The sequence below is a fragment of the Nonomuraea sp. LPB2021202275-12-8 genome, assembly GCF_037044575.1.
Taxonomy (GTDB): Bacteria; Actinomycetota; Actinomycetes; order Streptosporangiales; family Streptosporangiaceae; genus Nonomuraea.
Genome location: NZ_JBAHWD010000032.1, coordinates 90,491 through 102,852 on the forward strand (window position 1 = coordinate 90,491; position 12,362 = coordinate 102,852).

Genomic DNA, 12,362 nt, shown 5'->3' on the forward strand with positions numbered 1-12,362 from the left:
GGGTCAGGCGGCGGTGTGGGTGGGGGCCGCCGCTTCGATGTACTCGGGCAGTCGCGCCGCTCGGTAGGCGAGCGCCGCGCTGCGGGGGATGAAGTAGCCGCCCCTCTCGGGGTGGCGGTAGTGCGGGATCCGCCTGTCGCGGCACATCTTGCGGACGGCCTGGGCCGTGATGTGCATGATGTCGGCGGCGTCGTCGACCCCGACGACGTCGAGCATGTCCAGCTCAGCCTCGGCCGCGTCGATGCGGGCGGCGAGGTGAGTGTTGACGCGCTGGGCGAGGTTCGCCAGGGCTTGATGATCGAGCTTCGCAAGATCATGATCGTTTACGGGAAAGATCACGAAACCAAGATTACCGGGCCGTTTGCGCGCAAAACAAGGGTAAACGGCCGTTGTTGACAAACGGTAAAGGTCTGAAAACGCCGACTTCCAGGGGAAACACTCCCCAGAACAGGCCGTTCCCATTGCGCAACTCCTGCGCAACGACGAGCATGGGGACACACACACCCCCGCGAGGAGAACTCTTCCCCATGCACGACACTCCATCGCCAGATGATCGCGCCGGCCTGCCGCCCGAGTCCCTGCTGCTCCGCCAGTGGATCGAGCAATCCGGCCTCGCAGGACGGCGCGTCGCCAGCGCCGTCACCGACCTGGCCCAGTACCTGACCACCGAGTACGACTTCAGGCTCCCCGAGTCCACCTTGCGCAACATGCTCGCCGGCAAGCAGCCCGCGCTCGCACCGCCGTGGCGGCTGGCTGCGGTCGGGCTGATATGCGGCGGGGAGCCAGAGGAGCTGGAGACCGCAGGCCGGCCAGACGCCGCCGAGGAATTACGAACGCTGCGCGCCGCGCGCCCCGAGGTCATGGAGATCCAAGGGGCGTCCGGAGCGCCGGACACCGCTCGCCTGCTGGTATCGATCCGGAAGGACATGCCGCCCGCAGAACGCGACCAGGTGCGGAGGACGGCACAGGATTTCATCGAGCTCATGGTCGCCATGACGCCCGAGGAGCGCGACCTGATGATGGCGAACGCCGAGACGTTCGCGGAGCTAATGCGGCGCCATCGCGTGATTGAACCTTGAACGGGCGGTAATTAGGGAACTGCACAAATACGTTTACGCTCAGCTACATAGCTGCGCCTGAGTCGCGAGTCAGGCGGTCCACCGATCGGTGGACCGCCTGTTCCATCTTGTAGCCTGCACCGTATCTCCACATTCCGCATAATCCGTGATCAGAGACAGGCACACAGCCGTAGGATGCAGCGCCGACGCCTAGATCGCCGTATCGGATTACATGTTGTCTCGATCCAATCGGCCTGAGATCCGATCGTTATATCGCCCCGGTAGCCCCCTTATGACCAAAATCGGTCATGACTCTTATTGGTCAGAGGCACTTTGCGCCAGATAGTGGACAGGCCATAACCCAGTCCTTTACAACAGGTTCTCGGCTTCGTTTTGCGGATGTTGCGGGGGTGTGTCCACATGCCGCAGGCGAAGCCCCCTATCTGTTCTGTAAACGTCAGGAGTCCCACCGTGTCCACCACCCGTCGTCTGCGTCTGCCCGCCCTCGCTCTGACCGCCCTGCTGCTGGCCGGCATGACCACCGCGGCGTACGCCGACGATCCCGCGGCCACCAGCACGCCGACGCCCTCCCCCACGCTCACGCTGTCTGACGAGCCGACCACGCCGAGCGCCACAGCGCCCACGGTCACCACCACGAAGGCCGAGTCCGTCCAGACCATCACCAAGCCTGACGGCAGCCAGGTCATCACCAAGACCGTCACCGAGACCAAGTCCACCGTGACCGTCACCACCGTGCCGCCCAAGTCCGAGACCAACAACTCGGTCGGTGGCGGCGTTTAGCACCTCGCTGCCCCTCCCTCCGCTGGAAGACAACGCCTGAAGAGGAACCGCAACGTGACGAGCACGGGTCTCGACGCCGCAGCGACCCAGCTGTACGGCTACCTGGTCGACCACGGCCCCACCTCCATGAAAGACCTGCACGCACAATTCGGATCGGACGTCTCCGACACGCTCGGAACGCTCCGCGAAGCGGGCTACGTCATAGGCGAGCCTCCGGCCGCCCGGGCGCCCCAGCGGGCCTTCGGCCCGCTGCTGCAGGAAGCGCGTGGACGGCTGGAGGCGCTGGAGTACCACGTCGAGGCCCTGCAGGACCGATGGACCGCCAACGCCGCCAACACCGGCGCCCCGTTGGTGGAGCGAATCACCACCCGTGAGGAGCTCCGCAAGGTCTACAACAAGCTGGACAGGCGCACACAGATCGAATGGATGCAGGTGTTCACGGCCCCTTTCGTTCACCTGCCGCCGTTCACTGCACCGCCGGAGGACTACGATCCATCCGTTCTGCCGGTGCGTCGCTTTATCTACGAGCGCGCGATCCTCTCCAGTGCGGGCGGACTGGCCAGCGTGCGCAATGCCGCGGACTGGGGGGCTCAGATCCGCATCGCCGATGAGGTGTCGAACAAGCTGATCATCAGCGACCGGAAGGTGGCCCTCACGCCGGAGGTGCCGCGCGCTACTCTCCCGATGCTGCGGACCACCGCCCCGGCTCTTCTGTCCGGCCTGGTCGCCCAGTTCGAAGCGGACTGGGCGGCCGCGGCTCCTCTCGATGTCGAGACGTCGCAGCTCGCTGCCATGCCTGACGAGTTGTCCAACGAGGATCTGGTCGCGCTGCAGCTGGTGATCGCCGGGGAGAAGCTAGACAACATCGCCCGCTCGATGCGCTGCTCGCGCAGCACGGTGCAGCGGCGGGTTACCAGGATGTGCGAGCTGGCCGGGGTGAAGACGAAGCCCCAGCTCGTGCATTACGCAACGAAGCACTGGTTGAGGTGAGTTGGCATGCTCGACGTTAGATATCTGGGAGTAGACCCGCGCCTGATCCCGGCCGACCTCGGCCCGGTGTCCGCTTTCGTTGAGGGCAACCAGATACGGGGCCTCATCGATGAGCGGCAGATGGATCAGCAGCTCATCGGCATGATTGAGAAGGTCAGCGCCGAAGCGCTGGAGGCGGTACAGGCACTGGTCACTGGCCGCTTCGGTGCTGTTCCGCACATCGGTGAAGTGCGAATCGAGCGCACGCGCGGGATGCTTCTGCAGGCTCGCCTGGTCAAGGCGGAGATCACCGCCGAGGGCGTCACGACCGTACGGGTGCCGGAGCATTCCATCTCGCCGGCCGTCGTCGCCGCGTTCAACGGGCTGGGCACGCACCTGCTGTCCACCATCGTGATCCCTCAGATGATGGTCCCGCGCGTGGCGTGACCTCCTGATCGGCCGGACCCTGCCGCGCGACCGCCGGGGCCTGGCCGATTCTCATGTCAGGCGGCGTGCTGGCCGGCGAGCACCGCGGTGTAGGCGTCGTACTCGCTGGCGGTGAGGAGCTTGCCGCAGCCGCCCACCTGCTCGTCGCACTCGATGTAGGGCTCCCCGGACACCTGGACGAGCGACATCAGGTCGCATGACGGGCACGGAATCCCGTCCTTTTCTGCGCGATGGACCTTCCACGGGACAAGGCCATGCGCGGCCCGGCGCAGTCCGGCGAGGTCCTCGCACATTTGACTGGCCCACGGCCGGTGCGCGCTGTAGTCCAGGTGCCGGGCGAGCCACTCGGACAGCTCGGATACGTCGTCCCACCGGCTCGGGCCGGCCAGCCCGCGCTCCTCTGCGACCTGCCACGCCCATGCCGCCAGCGTTGATGGGATCGACGCCGGGCCCGCCTGGTCCTCGTCGTCGACCGGGTGGACGGCGCCGGGCAGGATCATCGACATGACGTCCAGCCGGAGCGGCGTGCCCCGTTCGCGGCTGCCGGAGACCGGCTCGGCGTGGCCACCACCCGAGGCCGCGGTGTGCATGCCGAGCCAGCGCATGAGCAGCGGCGTGACCGCGACATCGCGGCGCAGCCGACTGATATGCCCCAGGCACAGGATCCCAACGTAGGCGCGAAACGGCCCCTTGTCTGCGCCGCAGCCGTAGACCCCGCAGAGCTGCTCGGTGGTTGTTTCCTGCACTCCCCAGTCCCCCTCCTGAGTTGTGCACGCCGCTGGTAAGCGTACGGGCTCGCCGACTCTCTTTGGGGTGCCGGTAAGAATCGTGTCTCACGCCCCAAACGAGCAGATTCGCCACAGCTCACGGTATGGAGTTGAGCTTGCGAGAAGGGGCACAAGTTGCGGGCCGCCCCGAGCATTCTCAGCCCTGAGTCCAGCGGGCGCCCCAGCGCTCGTGCGCGGACTGGCGCTTCATACCCGCAGCTTGGCCGATCTCGCTCCACGGCCGACGTTCCTCGCACGCAACGCGAACGGCCGCGTCGAGGCGGTCCTGTGCGTCGCGTACGGCCTGGGCCGCCTCCCGGATGGCGACGATGCTCTTGGGTTCGAGGTGGGCCTCCCACTCCGACCAGACCGCGTCCTGAACATCCGCCGGAGCCTCGCCGTACTGGTCGAGGTCCGGCCACCAGACCTTGCAGTCGGTGGTGTTCTCCTCCTCTGCGGTGGCCACGCGCTCCCAGAGCGGGCCCTGCCATCCGCACTCGCAGTGCCCGCGCCAGCCGATCGCGGTTCGGCCGTCGAGCACGTCCTCGCCGTGCCCGACCCGGCCGTCCGGCCCCACGGGCGCGACGATGGCCCCGCCGTTCCTTGACCCGCTTGAGACGCGCCCGTCCGGGAAGACGGTGGCACACCATCCCTCGTGCCTGCCGTCGTCGCTCTGGTAGCTCACAGTCCCCTCCTCCATGATCGTCAGGATTTCCTGACACCTCTATACTGTCAGGAAATCCTGACGATCGCAGGCCAATCGCGAATCGTACACTGTACGTTCCACGCTTGCGGGAAGAGGATGTTCCCACACGTTAACGATCAGTAGAGCAGCGCTCTGCGCGGCGAGGGCGTGACAGTCCTCGCCGTCAAGCTTGGCGTTCTAGGTCGTGAGCTGTGGCGAATCTGCTCGTTTGGGGCGTGAGACACGATTCTTACCGGCACCCCTCTTTGGCGGCGCTGAGCTGCGGTAAGTGCTGGCACTTTGCGAATCGAGCGAATTGAGGGAAACTAGTGAACCGACCGCGAGATCACTGAAGGTAGGCGCATGGCCAAGAGCACTGGCGAGCCGGGGGTGCTGTTCCACGAGCCCAACCCCGAGGAGGCCGGCCTCACCCTTGCCCAGGCGGCGCAAGCCTCCCCCAGGAAGCCCGCGGCCAGGAAGGCGCGCGCCGCCACCTCCGACAAGGCGGTCGGCACCACGCCTCAGGACCGCAAGGTGCGGGCCCGCAAGATCGAGCACGAGGTGCTGTCCGCCGTGATCAGCTTCGACACCCAGTGGCGGCTGTCCCTGTACTGCAAGATCACTGCGTATGGGGTGAAGGACGCCGTGACGAAGGCCGCGATGGGGCGGCTCGGCATCGGCCTCTACCCCCGGCCGCTACGCGCCGACGTAATCAGGGCTGCGGTCAAGGACACGCCCTTCGTCGAAGGCGACACCACGCCGCGCATCAGCGTCCAGATGCGCGACCCCGACCTTATGGAACAGATCAGGCAGGACGTCGCGGGTCTCAACAGCGGCCTCGGCGAGGACGACAGAGAATTCACCATGTCGTCGTGGACGGCGGACGCGCTGGTCGCCTTCTTCAACCACCTGCGCCTGCCCTCGCACGTGTCGGACTGAAGCTGCAAGGGCCGCGGAGCCGACCCGCGGAGGAGCGGGTGAGGTCAGCTCCACGGCCCACGCCGCGGTCGGCTGCCTTCTACGGCTTGGCGCCCCGCCGGTAGGTGTCCCACTCGCGGGCAGCGCCCGCCATACGGCCGGTCCACGAAACGGAGTCCCGGTCGGCGATCTCCTCCCACAACCGGACGCTCGCGGCGGCGAACACGTCCACACCCTCCTCGGGCGCCTCCCGCCAAGCAGGCAGCTCGTAGACCACCCGCTGGGCCTGCTGGGCGGTGTGCCCGCCGGCGATCAGCCGCAGGATCAGGCACGCTGGGTCGATCCAGCCGGCGCCGCGCGTCGGCCACGCCCAATCGATGAGAAGCGCCCAGCCATGGCTGATGAGCACGTTGAGCGGGTTGTAGTCGGTGTGCAAAAGCCGATCACCGGCCAGCCAGCGCACGTCGAGCCGCTCGGCCAGGTACGGCAGCCACCGCTCCTCCGCAGTTTTGATCGGCAGATCGGGGCAGGGGATCCGGCCGAGCGCCCTCATGGTGGAGATGAGCAGGCCAAGGTCCGGCGAGCCTGGCTCATACACGGCGTGCCGGCCGGAGACATACTCGTAGCCGAGCAGGTCCCACTCTTCGTCTTCGACCCGCCACAGCACGCGCGGCGCGACGCCGGCCACGTATGGGCCGATCATCCATTCCATGTCCTGCGTCCAGCGGCGCGCGTAGCCGAGGGGCAGCCCCTTGACGAAGACGGTTTCCCGTTCGGTGGTGAGCAGCGCGGCCACCGACGAGTTGAGTCCTTCGGACACGGTCCGCGCCGACCAGATGGGGCCGGTGTGTTTCTCCACCGCCGCCCGGGTCGCTGCCGGGAGGTCTTGCCAGTCGGTGCGCGTCAACGCCACCTAGTTCTCCGTTCTAGCGCGCCGGGGCCGCCCCACGATAGCTCGCGGGACGGCCCACCTGCGCACCTTCTAGTAGGGCTGATCGTCGCTTGACGAGCACGAGCACTTCTGCGGACCTAGGAGCGTCTCCAGGTCCGTGACGATCTCGACCTCGGGCTTAGGCGCAGGCCGTGGGATGAGGTCGATGGCAATGACTGTCATGGGGCATTCACCCCCTCTCGCTCTCGGTGCTGGCAGTAGGCAGCCAGCGGTGACTTCGCCTTGCGGTAGAGCTGCACGAGCGGCATGCAGGTGCCGCACGTGCCCTGCAGGGTGCAGCCAGTGCAGCCGCCCTGCCGCAAGAGAAGAGAGTCCGCGATCTGCCCGAGCCGGGCGAGCCCTGCGGCGCCCTCCTCGACCAGGCGGACGTTCGGCTCCCGGCCGATCTTGCAGATGGACGCGATGCCGTGCGGATCGACGTGGAAGAACGTGTGACCGGCGTTGCAGCCGGTGAAGACCTTCCGCTTGCGCAGATGCTCCACCGACTGCGAGGGCAGCGACTCCGCGCCGCCGTAGATCGTGGGGCTCATGTTCACGAAGGTCACGTACGGGATGCCCCACGCGTTCGCCATGGCCTCCATCTGCGCGACCTCGCCGGCGCTGTGGTTGGTGACGATCAGCGAGAACTTGAGCGGCAGCCCGGCCTCGACAGCGGCACTCACGCCCTTGTGGAACTTCCGGAACGAGCCCGGTCGGCGGGTGAGTCCGTCGTAGCTGGCCTCGGTTGCGCCGTACACGCTGATGGTGATCTCGTGCGGCCGGTGCGCGGTGAGCAGGTCAAGGATCTTCGGCTCGTGCAGCTTGGACCCGTTGGACAGGATGCTGATCATCATGCCCAGGTCGAAGCCGAGGCTGTACGTCTCACGGAACAGCTTGTCGATCGTGGGCTCGCCGCCAGTGAGTTGCAGCCATAGCACGCCGACGTCGCGCAGGATGTGGAGCATCTTCTTCCGGTCGGGCCAGTCGAGGCCCTCGAACTTTTTCAGCCCGAGGTAGCAGTGCTCGCAGTCGTAGTTGCAGCCCAGGTTCAGCTCGTAGGTGGCGCGCACGTACTCGTAGCCGGTGACGGGCCGTACCAGCACCTTCTCCCGGAAGGGGCGCAGAGTGACGTCGTCCCACAGGCTGGCTGCGGCGTCGGCCAGCCAGACGGGCGGCTCGTCAGCGTGGGCGAGTTCGTCGTACTTGGCGCGCGAGAGCCGCAGGCCGCCCTGACGGCCTGGGCTGAGCACCAGGTGATCGCCTTCGAGGTACGGGCTCACGATGAGGTCGTGCATGGTGATCCTCCTCAGGAAGGGGAGATGGTGGCCGTGAGGCGGCGGCGGGGGTGCCGCCTCACGGCCACGGGCACCCGGCCGGGGCTATGCCGGGGGCGGGGGAAGGTCGTCATCGGGCGCGGGGGCGTCCGTCTGCGGTTCGGGGTCCGGCAGCTTCCGGGCGGCCGGCCGGGTGGGGATGCGGAGGCGGCCGTTGAGGGTCATCAACATGACGTAGTCGCTCATGACTTGCCCCCGCGCTCGCTGGTGGGGTGAACCGGTCGCCGCCCTGCTACTCCCGCCAAGGCTGTGACAGGGCGGCGACCGGAGTTTCGCCGCAGCCCACGGACGCTGTGTGGGGTCGCCGTGGGCTGCGCGTCGGAGGGCGTGGTCATCAGATCCACGCAGGTAGCTGAAGCTCGGCCTGCTTCTCAATGATCAGCTGCCACAGCTCGGCTGAATCGAAGGCAGTCACACAGACGCCGTGCCCGACGCCGTCGTCTTGGTAGAAGGCGTAGAACTGGCGGCTGCGGCAGCCCCATACGCCTGCCCAGCGACCGCTTGTCTTCTGGTAGACGCTCGCGGCAAACGCGCTGGCTGCGGCATCGGCATCGGCTATCTCATGGAGAAACTGCTCCAAGCTCCCGCGGCGAGGCACGCCAAGCACGGGGAGCTTCTTAGCCACGTCGGGGCTCATGCCTCGGCCACCCTGATGCGGGGGTCGGAGAGTTCCCAGGGGTTGAATGGCGCTATCACGGGGATGGGGGACGGCTGCTGCGCTGGCAGCTTCGGCTCCTGTGTGGCGATGCGGGCGGCCATGTCCAGGCGCCGCAACACCTCACCGCTGGGGAGCAGCCCCACATCGACGATGAGTCGTTCCTCCACGTGGCCGGCGTAGAAGCCGACGACGCTGCGCCGGTACCGGGAGTACATCAGCAACCAGAGGTCGACCTGCGGTTGCACCTCCGCGACAAGGGCTCGCCCCTCACGATCGGCTCTCTCATCCTCTTCCGTGATCACGATCTCTCCAGGAGTTGACTAGACCGAACGTTCCGCTGGCGGCTGTGCACCCGTCTCATCGGGCAGCCGCTCGGCCATCCACATGAGGAAGTGCGGCGCTTCCTCGGGAGCCGGGCCCTCTTGCGGGGGCATGAAGTCGATGGTGCGCACGACTCCCGGCGGCTTGATCTCGAACGGCCCGGCCATGGCCGTGATCTCTTCCTCGGTGCGGAGGTGGATCTCGACGCCGTTCAACCGTTCGTAGACCTCTTTGCCACGTTCTGCCATCTCGGGCGGCAGGCCGGTTCTGGTCACGTGGGTGGCGAAGATCAGGCTGCCGGGTACGAGATGCTCATACAGAGCGGAGACGAGGGTGGCGGCCTGCCGGTCGGTCATGAAGTGCAGCACCGCGCCCAGAACGCAGACGATCTTCTGCTTGACGCCCAGGTGGAGGTCGAGCAGGTGCAGCACCTTCGCCGGCTGCCGGAGGTCTTCCCATTCCACGTGGACGTCAGGGTTCCTGCCAACGAGTGCGCGGCCGTACAAGATGGCCAGTTCGTCGGAGTCCACCAGCAGCCACCGCAGGCCGGGCTGGACTCCGGAAGCGACGGCGTAGAGGTCGGGCAGCCCCCAGCTGTCCGACCGCTGAATTGGGATACCGCCACCCAGGTCCGCGAACAGCGTGTGCCCCTGCTCGGCGGCGTACCGCACTGCCCGTCCGAGCGCGAGGGCGTTCTCACGGGTGACTTGATCCACTACGCCGCCGAGCGCTTTGTTCAGCTCCTCCCCGGCGGCGCGGGCAGCGGGAAGGGCGTCCTTCGAGCCGCGCAACGCGGCGTAAGTGGCCGCCGGGGTCGTTGCAGATGAATTAAAGGTGCTTCCAGGGCCGCTGGGGCGCTTGCTGGCGGCGGAAAGCCGGTCAGCGGATGGGGGGTCGGGAATGCTCATCAGAATCGTGGGCCTCGTGTCGTCGTTAGCGACGTGACGGGCGCATGGCCGAGCTGGCGGACAGCCCGGGGGGTGGTGGAACCGCTATCACCCCGCAGCAGCATGGCCGCCAGCGCATGAGCGGCACCGGCAGGATCAGTCACCCTGTGCCATCCCCATCCGTTGCCGGGAACGGGGAACCACCGAATCCATTCAGGCCCACAGGTAACGCTCAGCCCCTGGAGGCTCAGGGTGCTATAGCAACCGCCGCGCAGCTCCCGCACGTCCTCATCGCGTGTGCTGACACCACGCGTGGCCAGCGCAACTCGTAGGTGACTCATCGCCACAGTCGGTGTCATGCGCCGACTGTAAGTCGCTCTAAGTGAAGCAAGGGACACAGATGTGTCCCTTACTTTCGGTCACACCATTAGGCCGATTTGATCGGCAAGGTGATCTGCTGGGACGCGTAGATAGGACGGGCCCGAGTTCACCAGCTCGTACGCCATCCGCTTGGCATAGCCGTTGTACTTGATCGTCTCCGGCGCGGTCTGCTGGGCAAGTTGCAGTGCGCCCAGCATCGCGTCGAAGTCCCGTTGGAGCTGGTACGCGCGAGCCACTTCGATCAAGTGACGGCCACGCCGGGGCTGCGACGGGATGGGGATGCTTTCCGCGCTGGCGGCCTGCCGCGCCGACTCGCCGCCTTGGTGGAGTTCGACGGCGACCGTCACCGCATGGGCCTTCATGATCACGCGCGAGAACGAGGTCCACGGCTGGTAGTAATCCTTCGGCAGCCCTTCTGCGACGTGCTGGGCCTCGCTCCAGTGACGCCATGCCTCGCCGGCGTCGCCGAGGCGAGCCGCAGTGTATGAGAGTTCAAAGCTGAGCGCTCCCCACATGGCGCGCAGTTCAACGGTGGGGTCGTCGTCGAGGTGTGGCTGGATGGCGAACATGCCCTGCTCGTTGATGTCCCGGGCCGCGTCGTAGTCGCCGGTGTCGCGGTGAGCCTGAGCGAGGAACCACACGGCGCACGCGATCGCCAGCGGGTCTTCCGACTCCTGGGCGGCAAGGAGTGCGCGGTCGGCCACACGCCACAGCAGGTCTTGGGCAGGCTGGTAGGCCACGAACATCTGCGTTAAGCCGTAGACCTCCGCCAGGAGTGCCTGGGCACGCCGCCGATCGGCGCCGTGGTACATGGCGGCGGCGAGCTGCGTATCGCGCAGCAGGTCAGGCAGGAGTCTGCCGAGCGCGGTCCGGTGATCTGGCGAGGTGTGGCGAGTCCGCCAGGCCGCGTCGAGACGGGCGCGGATCACATTCAAGGGCTGGACTGTGCCGCTGGGGAGCAGGAGAGGCGAAACGTTGATCGCCGTCCTCACCTCTGCCAGCGCTGGGTGGCCGGGGCCGGCGAACATTCGGACGGGCATGGACTGGACGCCGGTGAGGTCGGCCAGATTCCGGATGTGGAGGACGTCGGCGATCCGGAGCAGGACCGACAGGGAGTCGGCGGGCCGCCGGTCGTTCTCCGCTTGCTTCAGCCAGGAGGTCGATCGGCCGATCAGGCCTGCCAGCGTTTCCTGGCTCATGCCCCGGCGTTCGCGCCAGTAGCGAATTCGCTGCCCGATGGTTAATACCACCGAGGCGGGATCGTTGGTACCGTTGTCCATAAGCCCCAAACCTCCTGATGCCTCGACACCATCAGGCTACGGTCTGGGGCTCATTTCATGCGAGGGGTTCTCGGCGCAGGATCCGCGACTCCGCGCGTCCCAAACCCTTTGTTTCAAGCCTTTTCCGCGTTCTGTCTCTAGGATGGTCACGCGCGCCGCCCCCGGCGCGCACGACACCACAGGAGAGACGATGACGAGATCCGACACAGGCGGGTGGTCGGCATGACCATCGGCGACCCAGCCGCCCTCATTCCTCCACCCCCAGTCGGGGACGAGTTGCCCAAGTGGATGCAGCCCCGGGTGCCCGACGACTACAAGCCATTCGCCCTACCGGCCCGGCTGTGCTGCATCATGCAAAAGGGCGGCTCGGGCAAGAGCACGACTGCCGGATGCCTTGCCTGCGAACTTGCTCTCATGGGATTTCGTGTTCGGCTGTGGGATGTGGATGCGCAGCGTGGCGGCGTCTCGCACTGGTTCCCACCGCAGCACAACTACGGGCCTGGGGAGCCGCCGAACCTGCTCCACCTCTTCCGCGGCGAAGCCACTCCCGATGAGGTGACGTACGCGACGCGGGTGCCCAACCTGTACATCGTTCCGTCCTACACCAGCCTGAAGCAGGTGGAACTTGGCCCCCCGCCGGGCGTTGAGAACGTGATCAACGAGGGGATCGAGAACACCACCGAGCATGAGATCGACTTCGAGATCATGGACTGCGGGCCGTCCCTTGGCCAGCTCTCCATCGCCGCCACAGTGGCCGCGCCGGATGTCATCATTCCGTTCAAGGCGTCCGGCTTCGACCTGGACTCCCTGCAGGAGTTGAACCGCACACTGGGGCTCGTGAAGAAGCGACTGCGGCCCGATATGCGAGTGGTCGCCGTTCTCCTGTCCGAAGTCCTCAAGTCCAATCTGGCCGTCGACGTGTTCG

16 protein-coding genes are annotated in these 12,362 nt (G+C 66.7%); 6 read left to right on the forward strand and 10 right to left on the reverse strand.

What is annotated here, in order from left to right; genetic code table 11:
* Positions 1 to 3 precede the first annotated feature (3 nt).
* A complete protein-coding gene (locus V5E28_RS38515) occupies positions 4 to 339 on the reverse strand; it encodes a helix-turn-helix domain-containing protein (protein ID WP_336214490.1) in 336 nt (111 codons plus the stop codon).
* A 188-nt stretch (positions 340 to 527) separates the two neighbouring features.
* Between V5E28_RS38515 and V5E28_RS38520 the strand changes: the two genes are divergently transcribed.
* The 4 genes from V5E28_RS38520 to V5E28_RS38535 all read left to right on the forward strand — a co-directional run bounded on the left by V5E28_RS38520 (position 528) and on the right by V5E28_RS38535 (position 3,275).
* The gene (locus tag V5E28_RS38520) at positions 528 to 1,079 is read left to right on the forward strand and encodes a hypothetical protein (protein WP_336214491.1); all 552 of its coding nucleotides are present in this window, start codon (positions 528 to 530) and stop codon (positions 1,077 to 1,079) included.
* Positions 1,080 to 1,529: 450 nt separating this feature from the next.
* Complete coding sequence (locus tag V5E28_RS38525; RefSeq protein ID WP_336214493.1) at positions 1,530 to 1,859, forward strand: hypothetical protein; 330 nt, start codon at positions 1,530 to 1,532, stop codon at positions 1,857 to 1,859.
* A 54-nt stretch (positions 1,860 to 1,913) separates the two neighbouring features.
* Positions 1,914 to 2,849: a hypothetical protein gene (locus tag V5E28_RS38530; RefSeq protein WP_336214495.1), complete on the forward strand. Its 936-nt coding sequence runs from the start codon at positions 1,914 to 1,916 to the stop codon at positions 2,847 to 2,849.
* A 6-nt stretch (positions 2,850 to 2,855) separates the two neighbouring features.
* Positions 2,856 to 3,275: a hypothetical protein gene (locus V5E28_RS38535; protein WP_336214496.1), complete on the forward strand. Its 420-nt coding sequence runs from the start codon at positions 2,856 to 2,858 to the stop codon at positions 3,273 to 3,275.
* 56 nt (positions 3,276 to 3,331) lie between these two features.
* Here V5E28_RS38535 and V5E28_RS38540 read toward each other — a convergent pair whose 3' ends face one another.
* Both V5E28_RS38540 and V5E28_RS38545 read right to left on the reverse strand, forming a co-directional pair.
* On the reverse strand, positions 3,332 to 4,021 hold the full coding sequence (locus tag V5E28_RS38540) for a hypothetical protein (RefSeq protein WP_336214498.1): 690 nt from the start codon (positions 4,019 to 4,021) through the stop codon (positions 3,332 to 3,334).
* A 178-nt stretch (positions 4,022 to 4,199) separates the two neighbouring features.
* Positions 4,200 to 4,727 (reverse strand): hypothetical protein, encoded by a 528-nt coding sequence (locus tag V5E28_RS38545; protein ID WP_336214499.1) that lies wholly within the window; start codon positions 4,725 to 4,727, stop codon positions 4,200 to 4,202.
* A gap of 363 nt (positions 4,728 to 5,090) precedes the next feature.
* Between V5E28_RS38545 and V5E28_RS38550 the strand changes: the two genes are divergently transcribed.
* A complete protein-coding gene (locus V5E28_RS38550; protein WP_336214500.1) occupies positions 5,091 to 5,666 on the forward strand; it encodes a hypothetical protein in 576 nt (191 codons plus the stop codon).
* Between the two features lie 79 nt (positions 5,667 to 5,745).
* Here the strand turns inward: V5E28_RS38550 and V5E28_RS38555 are convergent, their stop codons facing one another.
* The 7 genes from V5E28_RS38555 to V5E28_RS38585 form a co-directional block, all read right to left on the reverse strand.
* Positions 5,746 to 6,558: a hypothetical protein gene (locus tag V5E28_RS38555; protein WP_336214502.1), complete on the reverse strand. Its 813-nt coding sequence runs from the start codon at positions 6,556 to 6,558 to the stop codon at positions 5,746 to 5,748.
* A 197-nt stretch (positions 6,559 to 6,755) separates the two neighbouring features.
* The gene (locus V5E28_RS38560; RefSeq protein ID WP_336214505.1) at positions 6,756 to 7,871 is read right to left on the reverse strand and encodes a radical SAM protein; all 1,116 of its coding nucleotides are present in this window, start codon (positions 7,869 to 7,871) and stop codon (positions 6,756 to 6,758) included.
* Positions 7,872 to 7,955: 84 nt separating this feature from the next.
* Positions 7,956 to 8,096 (reverse strand): hypothetical protein, encoded by a 141-nt coding sequence (locus V5E28_RS38565; RefSeq protein WP_336214506.1) that lies wholly within the window; start codon positions 8,094 to 8,096, stop codon positions 7,956 to 7,958.
* Between the two features lie 148 nt (positions 8,097 to 8,244).
* Positions 8,245 to 8,547 (reverse strand): hypothetical protein, encoded by a 303-nt coding sequence (locus V5E28_RS38570; RefSeq protein ID WP_336214507.1) that lies wholly within the window; start codon positions 8,545 to 8,547, stop codon positions 8,245 to 8,247.
* The gene (locus tag V5E28_RS38575) at positions 8,544 to 8,870 is read right to left on the reverse strand and encodes a hypothetical protein (protein ID WP_336214508.1); all 327 of its coding nucleotides are present in this window, start codon (positions 8,868 to 8,870) and stop codon (positions 8,544 to 8,546) included. Before V5E28_RS38575 ends, V5E28_RS38570 begins: the two co-directional genes overlap by 4 nt.
* An 18-nt stretch (positions 8,871 to 8,888) precedes the next feature.
* Entirely contained in the window at positions 8,889 to 9,797 is a 909-nt protein-coding gene (locus tag V5E28_RS38580; protein WP_336214509.1) for an SAM-dependent methyltransferase, read from the reverse strand.
* A gap of 398 nt (positions 9,798 to 10,195) precedes the next feature.
* Positions 10,196 to 11,437 (reverse strand): helix-turn-helix domain-containing protein, encoded by a 1,242-nt coding sequence (locus V5E28_RS38585; RefSeq protein ID WP_336214510.1) that lies wholly within the window; start codon positions 11,435 to 11,437, stop codon positions 10,196 to 10,198.
* Between the two features lie 222 nt (positions 11,438 to 11,659).
* Here V5E28_RS38585 and V5E28_RS38590 point away from each other — a divergent pair.
* Positions 11,660 to 12,362: ParA family protein (locus tag V5E28_RS38590; protein WP_336214512.1), on the forward strand; the 703-nt coding region annotated here is incomplete at its 3' end.